The organism is Clavibacter davisi, assembly GCF_052751415.1.
In genome coordinates this window covers 2847479-2863078 of sequence record NZ_CP199882.1, presented here as the reverse complement: position 1 = coordinate 2863078, position 15600 = coordinate 2847479, and the positions used below count along the sequence as shown (strand labels likewise).

Here is a 15600-nt window from a genome sequence, read left to right as displayed (position 1 = left end):
TGCAGGTCCGCGGTGCTGTGCCGGGGACCTGCGGTGGTGCTAGTTGTTGCCGCGCAGGATGGCGAACAGGCGGAGCAGCTCGACGTACAGCCACACGATGGTGACCACGAGGCCGAACGCCGCGGTCCAGCCGTAGCGACGCGGGGCGCCCGAGCGGACGCCGCGCTGGATGAAGTCGAAGTCGAGCACCAGCGAGTACGACGCGAGGATCACGACGAAGATGCCGAGGATCACGCCGAGCGGGATGCCGAAGACGGGCTCGCTCCGGAGGCCGAACGCGCTGTTCGTGACGCCGAACGCCATGAGGGCGAAGTTCAGCACGGAGAACAGCAGGTAGCCGACCATGGCGACCATGAAGATCTTCGTGGCCTTCTTCGACGCCCGGATCCTGCCGCTGCGGAACAGCAGCAGCACGGTGACGAAGACGGCCGCCGTGCCGAGGACCGCCTGCGTGGCGACGCCGGGGTAGATGCCCTCGAAGACGCGCGAGATGCCGCCGACGAAGAGCCCCTCGAACGCCGCGTACGCGACGATGAGCGGGACGGACGGCTCCTTCTTGAAGGAGTTGACGAGGCCGAGCACGAGGCCGCCGATGGCACCGAGCATGGCGAGGGGGAGCGCGAGCGGGCCCGAGAGCCACGCGACCGCGCCGAGGACGACGACGATGGCGAGCAGGCTGACCGTCTTGACGGTCGTGTCCTCGAAGGTCATGCGGTCGGTCTCGGAGGCCGTCGCGGACGGGCGGCTGTACAGCTCGTCGAGGCTCTCCGGGGTCACATCCCTCGTGGGCGTCGCACCTCGGCCGTTGAAGACCGGGTTGTTGGAGAACGTGGGGTTGGCCATGATCCTTCTACTCTCGATGGTGGATGAACGTGATCGGGGTCAATTTAGCCGACCAGGCTGGGAAAGCACTCGCGCGGGCCCTGAATTTCCCCAGATGAGTACGCGCCCGCCGTCCACCCGGCGCCTGTAGCGTGCGCGGCGTGCATCACGCCTCCCGCCCCCGCCCCCTCGTCATCGCCCATCGCGGAGCCAGCGGCTACCGCCCCGAGCACTCCGCCTCCGCCGTCCGGCTCGGCTTCGCCCAGGGCGCCGACGCGGTCGAGCCCGACCTCGTCGCGTCGTCGGACGGCGTGCTCGTCATCCGCCACGAGAACGAGCTGTCCGGCACGACCGACGTCGTCGACCGTCCCGAGTTCGCCGACCGCCGCGCCACCCGCGTCGTCGACGGCGTCGAGCGCACCGGCTGGTTCACCGAGGACATGACGTGGGCCGAGATCCGCACGCTCCGCTGCCGCGAGCGGATCCCGGCCGTCCGCCCCGCGAGCGCCGCGCACGACGACGAGGAGACGGTGCTCTCGCTGCCCGACCTGCTGCGCATCATCGACCAGGAGTCCGCGCGCCGTGGCCGCCCGTTCGGGATGGTCGCCGAGATCAAGCACGCCACGCACTTCGCCGGCCTCGGGATGCCGCTCGACGAGCTGCTCGCCCGCGACCTCGAGGCCCACGGCTGGGCCTCGGACGCCTCGCGGCTCACCATCGAGTCGTTCGAGCGCGACGTGCTGCTGGGCGTGCGGGAGCGGGGGATCCGCGCCCGGCTCGTCTACCTCCTCGAGGGTCGCGGCGCCGCGATCGACGAGGTCGCGCGGCACGGCGACGACGCGATCACGTTCGACGCGCAGCTCACGGACGCCGGGCTGGCGGCGCTCGCCGCGGACGTCGACGGGATCAGCGTGGGCCTCGAGCGCATCTGCCCGGCGGCCGGCTTCGGCGGTGCCGGGAGCCCGGGCGACGCGCCCGTCTCGGACCTCGTCGACCGGGCGCACCGCGCGGGGCTCTCCGTCTTCACGTGGACGCTCCGGCCCGAGAACGCGTTCCTCCCCCGTCCCCTCCGCGGCGCCGGCGCGAAGTCGGACCACGGCGACCACCGCGCGTACTGGGGCCGCCTGCTGGACGCGGGCGTCGACGGCGTCTTCGCCGACCATCCCGACCTGGCGGTGCGGCTCGTGGCCGACCGCGCGGAAGCGGCGGGCGTGGCCGCCGGGTAGGGGAGGCCCGCCCGGCGGCGCGCGAGGTGCCCGGCCGCGTCGTGAACCTGTCGTGTCGGCAGGGTGCCCGACGACCGTCGGCGGCTGCGCCCGGAGGCCCGTCGGGGGCAGAGCCTAGGATCGAAGCCGACATGAGTGCCGACCCCGCAGCCGTTCCCGCCTCCCGCACGCCGATCATCCTCGACGGTCGGCAGGGCGGCGTCGGCGGGCCGGGCGCACCCGCGGATCCGCTGCTGGAGGGGCTGAACCCGGAGCAGCGCGAGGCGGTCGTGTACCGGGGCCCCGCGCTGCTCATCGTGGCCGGCGCCGGCTCCGGCAAGACGCGCGTGCTCACCCACCGCATCGCGAGCCTCATCGAGTCGCGGGAGGCGTGGCCCAGCCAGATCCTCGCCATCACGTTCACGAACAAGGCGGCGGCCGAGATGCGCGAGCGCGTCGAGTCGCTCCTCGGGCAGGCGTCCGAGGGCATGTGGATCTCGACCTTCCACTCCGCGTGCGTGCGGATCCTCCGCCGAGAGGCCGAGGCGTTCGGCTTCACCCAGAACTTCACGATCTACGACTCGGCCGACAGCCGGGTCCTCATCAAGCGGATCATCAAGCAGCTCGACGCGGACACGCTGGGCTTCACGGTCTCCTCGGTGTCCGGGCGCATCTCGAAGCTCAAGAACGAGCTCTCCGACGCGGACACGTTCGCGCGCACCGCGAACTTCAACGACCCGGCCGAGGCGATGTTCGTGGAGATCTTCCGGCAGTACACGCGCTCGCTCGCCGCGGCGAACGCCTTCGACTTCGACGACCTCATCGGCCAGACCGTGTTCCTCTTCCGGGCGTTCCCCAAGGTCGCGGCGCTCTACCAGCGCCGCTTCCGCCACGTGCTCGTGGACGAGTACCAGGACACGAACCACGCGCAGTACTCGCTCATCCGCGAGCTCACGCGCGCCGTCGCCCCGGAGGACGTGCCCGTCGACACGCGCATGTCCACCAACGGCATGGGCGGCATCGACGGCGCCTCCCTCACGGTGGTGGGCGACAGCGACCAGTCGATCTACGCCTTCCGCGGCGCCGACATCCGCAACATCACCGAGTTCGAGCGCGACTTCCCGCAGTCGAAGGTCGTGCTCCTCGAGCAGAACTACCGCTCGACGCAGAACATCCTCACCGCCGCCAACGCCGTGATCTCGAACAACTTCGACCGCAAGGACAAGAAGCTGTGGACGTCCATCGGCGACGGCGACAAGATCGTCGGCTTCACCGGGTACTCGGGCCACGACGAGGCGCAGTTCGTGGCGGACGAGATCCAGAAGCTGCACGAGGAGGGCACCGCGTACTCCGAGATCGCGGTGTTCTACCGCACGAACGCGCAGACCCGGGCGCTCGAGGAGATCCTGATCCGCTCCGCCGTGCCGTACCGGATCATGGGCGGCACGAAGTTCTACGAGCGGGCCGAGATCAAGGACGCCATGGCCTACCTGATCGCGGTGGCCAACCCCGCCGACGTGCTGGCGCTCCGCCGGATCCTCAACACCCCGAAGCGCGGCATCGGCCCGGCGACGGAGACGGCGCTCGCGAACTTCGCCGAGGCGCACGGCGTGACCTTCCGCGAGGCCATGCGCCGTGCGTCCGAGCTGGGGCTCGGACCCAAGGTGACGCAGGCCATCCTGACGCTCTCGCGGATGCTCGACGAGGTCGCCCTCCTCCTCGACCCGGAACGACCGGAGGGCCGCACCTCCGTCGGCGACCTCGTCACGACCCTCCTCGAGAGGAGCGGGCTGGTGCAGGCGCTGCGCGCGAGCAAGGACGCGCAGGACGAGGCGCGCGCCGAGAACGTCGAGGAGCTCGTCGCCGTCACGAAGGAGTTCTCGCGGAACAACCCGGAGGGCCAGCTGGTGGACTTCCTCACGGAGGTCTCCCTGGTGGCCGCCGCGGACGAGCTCGACGACTCGAGCGGCACGGTGTCGCTGATGACGCTGCACACCGCGAAGGGCCTCGAGTACGACTCCGTGTTCCTCACGGGCGTCGAGGAGGACCTGCTCCCGCACCGCATGTCGGCCAACGAGCCGGGCGGACCGGCTGAGGAGCGGCGACTGTTCTACGTGGGCATCACCCGCGCCCGCCGTCGGCTCTTCATCTCCCTCGCCATGACCCGCGCCCAGTTCGGCGAGGTCAACGTGGCGATGCCGAGCCGGTACCTGCAGGAGATCCCCGCCGAGCTCATCGACTGGAAGCAGTCGCCCGGCATGGCGACGTCGCGCGGCGGCACGCAGCCCCGGGCCCTGAACGCGCGCCGCGAGGGCGGCGGGTACGGCGGCCGGTCCCGGTCCTCGAGCGGCTTCGAGGATCCTGCCCTGCCGCCGCCTCCCCGCCCGAAGACGCAGTGGGCCAACACGGTCACCGGCCAGGTGCGCGACAACGGCGACCTCGAGCTCGCATTCGGCGACCGGATCCGCCACACCGACTTCGGCGACGGGCGCGTCACCGGCGTGACCGGCGAGGGGCGCAAGCGCATAGCCGAGGTGCAGTTCGACGGGCCGGCCGGCCGGAAGCGCCTGCTCATCAAGATCGCGCCCATCGAGAAGCTCTAGCCGAGGCGCGGCGTCGGCCGGTGCGTCCCAGACCGACCCCGGCGGCGCCGAGCACGCCGAGGACCGATGCGCCGATCGCGAGCTGCGGCGCCGACCATCGCATGGGCGCGGTGATGCCGGGCGCTCCGCCCGTCATGGCGAGCTCGTGCCGTGCCGGGGGCGTGACCTGCGCCACCGGGGGAGGCGGGCTCGCGTGGAAGGTCTCGCTCGCGTGCGCCACCATGTCCGCGAAGGGCGCGACCGCCGCCCCGTCCGCGTCGGACGCGGGCCGTCCGGGGCTGTCCAGCACGGCGACGTACCAGCCAGGAGCATCGACCGGGATGCACGGCGTGGCCATGTCGCCGTCGTCGGTGAGCGTCACCTCGGCGGATCGACCGGTCGCCCCGGCGAGGTCGCTCGGGGAGACGGGCGCACCATCGGTCGGCGTCGAGGCGAAGGGGCCCGCGAGGCGCACCCGCACCGGCACCGGCCCCGTGCCGGCGAACGAGGTGACGTGCAGGGTGTCGGTCTGGCAGCCGCCCGCGAGGACCTCCTTCGCGGCCACGGTCGTGTCGACGGTCGGGGGATGCGGGACCTGCGTCGTCTCGAGGGCGGATCCGAACGTCGAGCGCCACGGGAGCACCCGCGACCGGCCGTCGGCCACGGACGTGTCCTCCGGGGCGATGGACGTCACCCACGTGTAGTAACCGCCCGACGGCAGCGTGCACGGGGGCGTGACGTAGTCGCCGGGGCCGTGGTCGACGAGGGTCGCGACCCGGCAGACCTCCGGCGCGTCGGCGGGGACGTCGTCGCGTTCGGGGCCCACCTGCTCGAGGAAGGGGCCGAGCAGTCGGCTGCGGACGACGACGGGCACCGGATGCAGGCCGCCATCGGGCCGCCGGGTCGTTCCCCAGCCGGCGGACACCGGCGTCGATCCCGCGGCGGGGTCCGCCGTGACGTGGAGGGCGTCCGTGACGACGTCACCCGCATGCGCGACGGCCGAGGACGCATGGGTCTCGACGCGCGGCGCGAAGGGCAGCGGGTTCGGGGTCGTCGCCTCCGCCTCCGCGTCCGCCCTCGCGTCCGCCGGACGGGCGAGGACGAGCCCCTGCGAGGCGCCGCCGTCGCCGACGACGTCGAGCGCGTCTCCGTACGGGAGGTCGGCGAAGACGACGCGCGCGTGCACGTGCAGGGTCGGATCCGACCCGGTGGCGCGGATGGCCGTGTCCACGCCGTCCGCCACCCGTGCCGTCGTGCTCCCGTCGGCGAAGGTCGCCCCCTCGAGCTGGACCGTGCCGGTCCGCGTGCCGGCGGGGACGGACGCCGGACCCGTCGCCAGGAAGTCGGCGCGCAGGTCGACGCGGACGGTCCCGCGACCATCGTCGCCGAGGACCGCGCTCGCCGCAGCCGTGACCGAGCGCGACGCCCCCGCTGCCGAGTCGGTCTCGGCGAGCATCTCCCGTGCGCGCGCCTCCACGACGCCGGCTCGATCGCCCGCCCGTGCCGCGTACCACCCGAGATCGTGCCCGCCGAGCCCGGTGATGCTCCAGGTGGCGAGCTGGCCGGCGGCCGCGGTGTCCGGATCGGCGGATCCGGCCCACTCGCGCGCGATGTAGGCGAGCCGGGCACGGTCGTCCGCCGAGCGGCCCGCGTCGTCGACGGGCGCGTAGGCGTGCCCGGGCGGCGCGGCGAGCCCGACGTCGATGCAGAATCCCAGGCGGCCGTCGTCGAGCCGGTACGAACCCAGCCACCTCCCGTCGCCCGGGGACGAGTACCCGATGCCGTGCGAGACGGCCGTGAGGGCTTGCGCGGACGGGACGGCGCTCGCCGCGATCCCGAGGGCGAGCCCGATCCCGACGGCCGCCGAGACGAGGCGCCCCGCGCGCGATCGACTCGGCCGGTGCGTCCTCGCGGGGCCGGGGCCGGGGCCGGGGGCAGCGGAGGCGGAGCTGGCAGAAGAGGAGCGGATGCGTGTCATGGCCGGATGGTGCTCCGGACCGATCCGCCGGACGTCGCGCGAGGCCCGCATCGGGGACGTCGGGCGGCGTCCGGTGCCTGTGCAGGAGGCGCGGCGCACGGCCGATCGCGCGTCCGGCTACCCGGCTTCCCGTCGCGCGTACCGCCGCGTGACCACGGTGCGCGGCGCCTCCCGCACGCATCGCGGCATCCGCCGGTACGGCACCAGGATCGCGCTGATCGCGCGCGTCGCCCGTCGCTCGAGGCGCGCATCCCAGCGCAGGCCGAAGCCCGCTCGGATCCGCGGCGGAAGCAGCGCCGCGGTCATGAGCGCCGCCAGGGGCATGATGCTCCGGAGCCACATCGGGCCGTCGCCTCCTCGCAGGAGCGCCCGCGCGATCCGGCGTGCGTCCGCGGTCGGCTCGAGGATCGCGACCCGCTCCTCCCAGTAGGCGCGGAACGCCGCGCGATCCGGCGGCCACCGCCCTTCGGGCACCTGGAGGGCGGTGCCCAGCACGGCGTACTGGCGGTAGACGCGGTCGGCCACCTCGTCCGGCAGGGGTCCGAAGGCGATCTCGAACATCGTCACCGCGCTGTCGTAGATCGTCGCCGCCACCCACAGCTGCAGGTCGGGGTCGTAGGCGGAGTAGGCCGGGGCCGATCCGTCGGCGGCGGGGGCGTCGGACCGCACCGGCGCGTGCGCACGGCCGACGATGCGCCGGGCCCGGGCGACCTCGGCCGGCGACCCGAAGACGACCGCGTACACGTAGCCGAGCGTGCCCTCGAGGCGGTCGAGCGGCCGGGACGCGAAGTCGCTGTGCTCCGCGACGCCGCGCGCGACCGCCGGATCGGCGATCTGCAGCAGGATCGCGCGGCCCCCCGCGGCGAGCAGGATGCCCTCGCCCGCGATGTCGCGGATGGACCCGCCGCGCCTCCGGGCGGGGTGGGTCCTCGGGCTCATCCCTCCAGTCTCCCTCCACAGGTGCCGTCGCCGCACGGCTCCCGCCGACCCGGGTCGGCCGACCCGTGACCCGATAGGCTCTCCACGGTCGTCGACGCGGCGGGCCGGCCCCTCCGGGCGGTCAGCACGCGGGCCGACCAGCCGCAACACACCGGGTGCCGCCACCAGACGGTCGTGGCACCGCAGCCTCGAACGACGCACGTACCGCCTGGCGCGGGTGCGGATGGGATGACACGCGTGGATCTTTTCGAATACCAGGCCAGGGACCTCTTCGAGTCCTACGGCGTCCCGGTCCTCCCGGGGATCGTCGCCGACACCGCCGAGGAGGTGCGCGCCGCGGCGGAGAAGCTCGGCGGCACCGTGGTCGTGAAGGCGCAGGTGAAGACCGGCGGCCGAGGCAAGGCCGGCGGCGTCAAGGTCGCCCAGAGCGCCGACGCGGCGTTCGAGGCGGCCCAGGGCATCCTCGGCCTCGACATCAAGGGGCACACCGTGCACCGCGTGATGGTCGCGGCGGGCGCCCGCATCTCGCAGGAGTTCTACTTCTCGATCCTCCTCGACCGCGCCGAGCGCTCCTACCTCTGCCTCGCCAGCTACGAGGGCGGCATGGAGATCGAGGAGCTCGCGGTCACCCGGCCCGAGGCCCTCGCCCGCATCGAGATCGACCCGGTCGCCGGCATCGACGCCGCCAAGGCCGAGGAGATCGCCCGCGCCGCCTCCTTCCCCGAGGAGCTCATCGCCAAGGTCGCGCCCGTCTTCGAGCGCCTCTGGTGGGTCTACCGCGACGAGGACGCGACGCTCGTCGAGGTCAACCCGCTCGTGCTCACCGAGTCGGGCGACATCATCGCGCTCGACGGCAAGGTCACCCTCGACGAGAACGCCGGCTTCCGCCACGAGGGCCACGCGGCGCTCGAGGACGCGGCCGCCGCCGACCCGCTCGAGGCGAAGGCCAAGGAGTCGGACCTCAACTACGTGAAGCTCGACGGCCAGGTCGGCATCATCGGCAACGGCGCGGGACTCGTCATGTCCACGCTCGACGTCGTCAGCTACGCGGGGGAGAAGCACGGCGGCGTGCGGCCCGCGAACTTCCTCGACATCGGCGGCGGAGCGTCGGCCGAGGTCATGGCCGCCGGTCTCGACGTCATCCTCGGGGACGAGCAGGTCACGAGCGTCTTCGTCAACGTGTTCGGCGGAATCACCTCGTGCGACGCGGTCGCGAACGGCATCGTCGGCGCGCTCGACAAGCTGGGCGACGCCGCCACCAAGCCGCTCGTCGTCCGCCTCGACGGCAACAACGTCGAGGAGGGCCGCCGCATCCTCGAGGAGCGCGCGCACCCCCTCGTCACCGTCGTCGGCACGATGGACGAGGCGGCCGACAAGGCCGCCGAGCTGGCCTCCGCTTAACTCCCGAGAGAGAACAGGAACAGATAGATGTCGATTCTTCTCGACGAGAACAGCAAGATCATCGTCCAGGGCCTGACGGGCTCCGAGGGCACCAAGCACGCGGGCCGCATGCTCGCGTCCGGCAGCAAGGTCGTGGGCGGCGTCAACCCGCGCAAGGCCGGCAGCACCGTCACCATCGAGGGCGTCGAGCTCCCGATCTTCGGCTCGGTCGCCGAGGCCATGGCGGAGACGGGTGCCGACGTGTCCGTCATCTTCGTGCCGCCGGCGTTCGCCAAGAGCGCCGTGGTGGAGGCGATCGACGCCGCCATCCCGCTCGCGGTCGTCATCACCGAGGGCATCCCGGTCAAGGACTCCGCGGAGTTCTGGTCGCACGCCAAGAGCACGGGCGGGAAGACGCGCATCGTCGGCCCGAACTGCCCCGGCATCATCAGCCCCGGCAAGTCGAACGCCGGCATCATCCCGGCGACCATCACCGAGGCCGGACCCATCGGCCTCGTCTCCAAGTCGGGCACGCTGACCTACCAGATGATGTTCGAGCTGCGCGACCTGGGCATCTCGACCGCCATCGGCATCGGCGGCGACCCGATCATCGGCACGACGCACATCGACGCCCTCGAGGCGTTCGAGGCCGACCCGGACACGCGCGCCATCGTCATGATCGGCGAGATCGGCGGCGACGCCGAGGAGCGCGCGGCCGAGTACATCAAGGCGCACGTCACCAAGCCGGTCGTCGCGTACGTCGCGGGCTTCACCGCCCCCGAGGGCAAGACCATGGGCCACGCCGGCGCCATCGTCTCCGGCGGGAGCGGCACGGCGCAGGGAAAGAAGGAGGCTCTGGAGGCCTCCGGCGTGAAGGTCGGCAAGACGCCGACCGAGACCGCCAACCTCCTCCGCGAGGTCTTCGCCGCGCTGTAGACGCAGGATCCGCCACCCCGGCGACGACGACGGCCCGCATCCACCCGGATGCGGGCCGTCGTCGTGCAGCGCCGGTGCGGCCTCCTCCTCCCCAGCCGGTCGGAGCGCGCCTTCCCCGGCGCGCCCGCCGGCCGACGGGGCACGCAGGGGGCGGCCGGTAGGGTCGTCGAGGCATGAACCGACACGCAACCGCCTTGTTCGCGGCACTCGAAGCGCTCCTGGTGGTAGGGGTCGGCGTCGCCCTGCCCCTCGTGCCGCTCACCGTCCTCTGGGCCGGGCAGTACGACCTGCAGATCGACTGGGGCGTGTTCGCGCGGACGGCCGTCGACCTGTGGCTGCTCGGCCACGGCGTGCCGCTCACGGCATCGCTGGATCCGGCGCTCTCGACGGCCCTCGGGCTCCCCGCGGTCGACGCCCCGTTCGCGCTCTCGCTCGCCCCTCTGGGCTTCGCGTTGCTCACGCTGCTGCTCGGCACGCGGGCCGGTCGCCGCATCGTCGAGACGGACCACCCCGGCGCCGGTGCCGCGGCCGCCGTCGCCACGACCGCCGTCCTCTCCCTGGGCCTCGCGCTCGCGGCGCAGCACGAGGGCATCGCACCCGCCGTGGTGCGCGGCGCGGTGCTCCCGACGCTCGTCCTCGCACTCGGCCTGCTGATCGGCGTCGTCACCCGCGTCGATCGCGCCCGGGCCGGCCGGTGGTGGGGCTCGCTGTCGTCGGGACGCGCGGCCGGGTCCATCCGCTCGGTCCGGGACGCTCTCGACCGCCTCCCCGAGGGCGCCGCATCCGTGGCCGGGACGGCGGTCCGCGGCGGAGCGGCCGCGGCATTCGCCGTCGTCGCCGTCTCGTCGGCAGTCGTCGCGGTCCTGCTCGGCGTGCGGTACGCGACCGTCATCACGCTCTACGAGACCCTGCAGACGGGGATCGTCGGGGGAGTCGCCCTCACGCTCGGGCAGATCGCGCTCCTGCCGAACCTGGTGATGTGGACGTCGTCCTGGCTCGTCGGGCCCGGCTTCGCCCTGGGGACCGGGTCCTCCGTGTCACCGCTCGGCACGACCGTCGGCCCGATCCCGTCCATCCCGGTCCTCGGCATCCTGCCGCAGGGCACCCTCGACCTGGGCTACCTCGGGATCCTCGTCCCCGTGGTGGTGGCGTTCGTCGCCGCGGTGGCGCTCTCGCCACGCGTCGCGCGCATCCCCGAACCCGAGGCCCGCCGCTGGCCGTGGTTCCTCGCGGCGGGCCTCGGCATGGGCGTCGTCGGCGCCGTCGTGCTGTGCCTGCTCGCGGCCCTGTCGGGCGGGGCTGCTGGTCCCGGCAGGCTGGCCGACGTCGGTCCCGCTGCCGGCTGGATCCTCCTGTACGCGTTCCTCGAGATCGGCGTCGCCTCCGTGGCGGGCATGTTCGTCTCCGGCCTCATGGCCCCGCTGGTCCGACGGAGCCCGGAAGGACGCGGATAGGCTGTGGCCGTGTTCAACGTGGTGGTCCTCGTCTCCGGCAGCGGCACCAATCTCCTCGCCCTCCTCCAGGCGGCGGATCACGCGGACTACCCGGCGCGCATCGTCGCGGTCGGCGCCGATCGCGAGGCGGACGGGCTGCGGTTCGCCGAGGAGCGCGGCATCCCCACCTTCACGGTGCCGTTCTCGAGCTTCCCGGATCGCGCGACCTGGGGCGACGAGCTGGTGGCCGCCGTCTCCGGCTGGGATCCGGACCTCGTGGTCCTCAGCGGCTTCATGCGCCTCCTGCCCCCACGGGCGGTCGAGGCCTTCGCCCCGCGTCTGGTCAACACGCACCCCGCCTACCTGCCGGAGTTCCCCGGCGCCCACGCGGTGCGCGACGCCATCGCCGCGGGGGTCCCGGCCTCCGGGGCCTCCCTCATCGTCGTCGACGCCGGCGTCGACACCGGCCCCGTCCTCGCGCAGGAGCGCGTCGCGGTGGAGCCGGGCGACACCGAGCACACCCTGCACGAGCGCATCAAGGTCGTGGAGCGCAGGCTCCTCGTCGACACGGTGCGCGCCATCGCCCTCGGCACCATCGACCTCAAGGAGCTGACCACCGCATGAGCGGACCCCGTCACGACCCGTCCCTGTTCCGCGACCGCGACGGCATCGCCGTGACGCGCGCCCTCGTCTCGGTGAGCGACAAGAGCGGGCTCCTCGAGCTGGCGTCCGCCCTCGTCGAGGCCGGCGTCGAGATCGTCTCCACCGGATCCACCGCCAGCACCATCGCCGAGGCGGGCTTCCCCGTCACCCCCGTGCAGGACGTGACGGGCTTCCCGGAGGTGCTCGACGGGAGGGTCAAGACCCTGCACCCGTCGGTGCACGCGGGCCTCCTCGCCGACCTGCGGCTCGAGTCGCACGAGGCCCAGCTCGCGGAGCTGGGCATCTCCCCGTTCGAGCTGGTCGTCGTCAACCTGTACCCGTTCGTGGAGACCGTCGCCTCGGGGGCTCCCGCATCGGACGTCATCGAGCAGATCGACATCGGCGGGCCCGCCATGGTGCGCGCGTCCGCCAAGAACCACGCGAACGTCGCGATCGTCGTGTCGCCGACCAGCTACGGCGAGGTGATCGAGGCCGTGCGCTCCGGCGGCACCACCCTCGCCCAGCGGCGTCGTCTCGCTTCCGCGGCCTTCGCCCACACGGCCGACTACGACAGGGCCGTCGCGGACTACTTCCGGGATGCCGTCGTGGGATCAGACGAGGCGTCGCCGACGTGGCCGGCGTCCTTCCGCGTCGCAGGCGACCTCGCGCAGGTGCTCAGGTACGGGGAGAACTCGCACCAGGATGCGGCCCTGTACCGCAGCGCCGACGGGGCGGGGATCGCCCAGGCGACCCAGCTGCACGGCAAGGAGATGTCCTACAACAACTTCGTCGACGCGGACGCCGCCGTGCGCGCCGCGTACGACTTCGCCGAGCCGGCCGTCGCCATCATCAAGCACGCGAACCCGTGCGGGATCGCGGTGGCGCCGCCACGCGCGGTCGACGCGATCGCCGCCGCGCACCGGAGCGCGCACGACTGCGATCCGGTGTCCGCGTTCGGGGGAGTGATCGCCGCCAACCGCACCATCACGCTCGGGATGGCGGAGACGGTGAAGGAGATCTTCACCGAGGTGCTCGTGGCGCCGGGCTTCGACGACGACGCGCTCACGCTCCTCAAGTCCAAGAAGAACCTCCGCCTCCTGACGCTCCCCGAGGGGTACCGCCGGGAGCCGCTGGAGGCGCGTCAGATCTCGGGCGGATACCTCGTGCAGTCGACGGATGCGTTCCCCACCGACGGCCGACGCGTCTCGGCGGGCTGGACGCTCGCGACAGGGGAGGCGGTGGACGAGCAGACGCTCGCCGACCTGGAGTTCGCGTGGAAGGCGTGCCGGGCGGTCAAGTCGAACGCCATCCTGCTCGCGCACCACGGTGCCTCGGTGGGGGTGGGCATGGGCCAGGTCAACCGGGTGGACTCGTGCCACCTCGCGGTGCAGCGCGCGGGAGCGCGCGCGGCGGGGTCGGTCGCGGCGTCCGACGCGTTCTTCCCCTTCGCCGACGGCCTGCAGGTCCTGCTCGACGCCGGGGTCCGCGCAGTGGTCCAGCCCGGCGGATCCGTGCGCGACGAGGAGGTCGTCGAGGCTGCCCGGGCTGCCGGCGTGGCCATGTACTTCACGGGCGAGCGCCACTTCTTCCACTGATCCTGTGGGCTGGCGGTCCTCCGGGCCGCCGGCCCACCGCCGTCGCGACACGCCCGGGATGCGGGTTGTTTTGCGGGGGTGGGGTGGTCCGCGTAATGTCTCCTCTTGTCGCCGGAACGGGCGGGAAGCGAAATGCTTCCGGGCTGGTTCTGGTGGGCTTGATCCTGGTGAAACAGAAGTTGCCGCGGCTTACGGGTTGCGTGTTTACCATCAACTGAACTAGGGTCTGATTCTGCTTCCGACGTGAGTGCTGGGCCTTGTGGTCTGGATCACTCCCACGGGGAGCGGTGGAGTGTGAGCTCCGATGGCTGGCTGTGATGGTCGGTGTCGGGAGCGTCCGTTCCTTGAGAACTCAACAGCGTGCACAATGTCAAATGCCAAATACCCGTTGCGGGTGTCCTTCGGATGCTCGTTTCGGATTCCTTTGGAATACATTTAAACAAACAAGCAAGTCAGTAATGATTTGTTCTGTCGGTTTCAAACTTGCTGGTTCGTGTTCGATTCCCGTTCACGTCTGGCTTTAGATGTGCCGACTGCTTTCGGGTGGTCGTGCGTTTAAGCATTTATGGAGAGTTTGATCCTGGCTCAGGACGAACGCTGGCGGCGTGCTTAACACATGCAAGTCGAACGGTGATGTCAGAGCTTGCTCTGGCGGATCAGTGGCGAACGGGTGAGTAACACGTGAGTAACCTGCCCCCGACTCTGGGATAACTGCTAGAAATGGTAGCTAATACCGGATATGACGATTGGCCGCATGGTCTGGTCGTGGAAAGAATTTCGGTTGGGGATGGACTCGCGGCCTATCAGGTTGTTGGTGAGGTAATGGCTCACCAAGCCTACGACGGGTAGCCGGCCTGAGAGGGTGACCGGCCACACTGGGACTGAGACACGGCCCAGACTCCTACGGGAGGCAGCAGTGGGGAATATTGCACAATGGGCGAAAGCCTGATGCAGCAACGCCGCGTGAGGGATGACGGCCTTCGGGTTGTAAACCTCTTTTAGTAGGGAAGAAGCGAAAGTGACGGTACCTGCAGAAAAAGCACCGGCTAACTACGTGCCAGCAGCCGCGGTAATACGTAGGGTGCAAGCGTTGTCCGGAATTATTGGGCGTAAAGAGCTCGTAGGCGGTTTGTCGCGTCTGCTGTGAAATCCCGAGGCTCAACCTCGGGTCTGCAGTGGGTACGGGCAGACTAGAGTGCGGTAGGGGAGATTGGAATTCCTGGTGTAGCGGTGGAATGCGCAGATATCAGGAGGAACACCGATGGCGAAGGCAGATCTCTGGGCCGTAACTGACGCTGAGGAGCGAAAGCATGGGGAGCGAACAGGATTAGATACCCTGGTAGTCCATGCCGTAAACGTTGGGAACTAGATGTGGGGACCATTCCACGGTCTCCGTGTCGCAGCTAACGCATTAAGTTCCCCGCCTGGGGAGTACGGCCGCAAGGCTAAAACTCAAAGGAATTGACGGGGGCCCGCACAAGCGGCGGAGCATGCGGATTAATTCGATGCAACGCGAAGAACCTTACCAAGGCTTGACATATACCGGAAACATGCAGAGATGTGTGCCCCGCAAGGTCGGTATACAGGTGGTGCATGGTTGTCGTCAGCTCGTGTCGTGAGATGTTGGGTTAAGTCCCGCAACGAGCGCAACCCTCGTTCTATGTTGCCAGCACGTAATGGTGGGAACTCATAGGAGACTGCCGGGGTCAACTCGGAGGAAGGTGGGGATGACGTCAAATCATCATGCCCCTTATGTCTTGGGCTTCACGCATGCTACAATGGCCGGTACAAAGGGCTGCGATACCGCAAGGTGGAGCGAATCCCAAAAAGCCGGTCTCAGTTCGGATTGAGGTCTGCAACTCGACCTCATGAAGTCGGAGTCGCTAGTAATCGCAGATCAGCAACGCTGCGGTGAATACGTTCCCGGGCCTTGTACACACCGCCCGTCAAGTCATGAAAGTCGGTAACACCCGAAGCCAGTGGCCTAACCGCAAGGGAGGAGCTGTCGAAGGTGGGATCGGTGATTAGGACTAAGTCGTAACAAGGTAGCCGTACCGGAAGGTGCGGCTGGATCACCTCCTTTCTAAG

General features: G+C 70.7%; 10 protein-coding genes and 1 rRNA gene. 8 read left to right on the top strand and 3 right to left on the bottom strand.

Going from position 1 to position 15600, the window contains the following annotated elements:
• Positions 1–39 precede the first annotated feature (39 nt).
• Complete coding sequence (locus ACU4ZT_RS13490; RefSeq protein ID WP_063070851.1) at positions 40–843, bottom strand: Bax inhibitor-1/YccA family protein; 804 nt, start codon at positions 841–843, stop codon at positions 40–42.
• Positions 844–974: 131 nt separating this feature from the next.
• Here ACU4ZT_RS13490 and ACU4ZT_RS13485 point away from each other — a divergent pair, with 131 nt between their 5' ends.
• Together ACU4ZT_RS13485 and ACU4ZT_RS13480 are read left to right on the top strand one after the other, a co-directional pair.
• On the top strand, positions 975–2048 hold the full coding sequence (locus ACU4ZT_RS13485) for a glycerophosphodiester phosphodiesterase family protein (protein WP_445337353.1): 1074 nt from the start codon (positions 975–977) through the stop codon (positions 2046–2048).
• Between the two features lie 131 nt (positions 2049–2179).
• Complete coding sequence (locus ACU4ZT_RS13480) at positions 2180–4630, top strand: ATP-dependent helicase (RefSeq protein ID WP_414748671.1); 2451 nt, start codon at positions 2180–2182, stop codon at positions 4628–4630.
• Here the strand turns inward: ACU4ZT_RS13480 and ACU4ZT_RS13475 are convergent.
• Together ACU4ZT_RS13475 and ACU4ZT_RS13470 are read right to left on the bottom strand one after the other, a co-directional pair.
• The gene (locus ACU4ZT_RS13475; RefSeq protein ID WP_445337352.1) at positions 4602–6587 is read right to left on the bottom strand and encodes a hypothetical protein; all 1986 of its coding nucleotides are present in this window, start codon (positions 6585–6587) and stop codon (positions 4602–4604) included. The two genes, ACU4ZT_RS13480 and ACU4ZT_RS13475, sit on opposite strands and share 29 nt — an antisense overlap.
• A gap of 117 nt (positions 6588–6704) precedes the next feature.
• The gene (locus ACU4ZT_RS13470) at positions 6705–7526 is read right to left on the bottom strand and encodes an oxygenase MpaB family protein (protein WP_063070854.1); all 822 of its coding nucleotides are present in this window, start codon (positions 7524–7526) and stop codon (positions 6705–6707) included.
• 237 nt (positions 7527–7763) lie between these two features.
• Between ACU4ZT_RS13470 and sucC the strand changes: the two genes are divergently transcribed.
• From sucC to ACU4ZT_RS13440, 6 genes are all read left to right on the top strand, one after another.
• Positions 7764–8927 carry an ADP-forming succinate--CoA ligase subunit beta gene (gene sucC, locus ACU4ZT_RS13465; RefSeq protein WP_445337351.1) on the top strand — a complete coding sequence of 388 codons (1164 nt, stop codon included), beginning with the start codon at positions 7764–7766 and terminating at the stop codon, positions 8925–8927.
• Positions 8928–8954: 27 nt separating this feature from the next.
• Positions 8955–9842, top strand: a complete 888-nt coding sequence (gene sucD / locus ACU4ZT_RS13460) for a succinate--CoA ligase subunit alpha (protein ID WP_445337350.1) — start codon at positions 8955–8957, stop codon at positions 9840–9842.
• A 173-nt stretch (positions 9843–10015) separates the two neighbouring features.
• Positions 10016–11296 carry a cell division protein PerM gene (locus ACU4ZT_RS13455; protein WP_063070857.1) on the top strand — a complete coding sequence of 427 codons (1281 nt, stop codon included), beginning with the start codon at positions 10016–10018 and terminating at the stop codon, positions 11294–11296.
• Between the two features lie 9 nt (positions 11297–11305).
• Positions 11306–11899 carry a phosphoribosylglycinamide formyltransferase gene (gene purN / locus ACU4ZT_RS13450; RefSeq protein WP_175345462.1) on the top strand — a complete coding sequence of 198 codons (594 nt, stop codon included), beginning with the start codon at positions 11306–11308 and terminating at the stop codon, positions 11897–11899.
• On the top strand, positions 11896–13512 hold the full coding sequence (purH, locus tag ACU4ZT_RS13445; protein ID WP_445337349.1) for a bifunctional phosphoribosylaminoimidazolecarboxamide formyltransferase/IMP cyclohydrolase: 1617 nt from the start codon (positions 11896–11898) through the stop codon (positions 13510–13512). The genes purN and purH overlap by 4 nt, the downstream gene beginning before the upstream one ends.
• Before the next feature lie 562 nt (positions 13513–14074).
• A 16S ribosomal RNA gene (locus tag ACU4ZT_RS13440) occupies positions 14075–15595 on the top strand.
• The last annotated feature ends 5 nt before the right edge of the window (positions 15596–15600 follow it).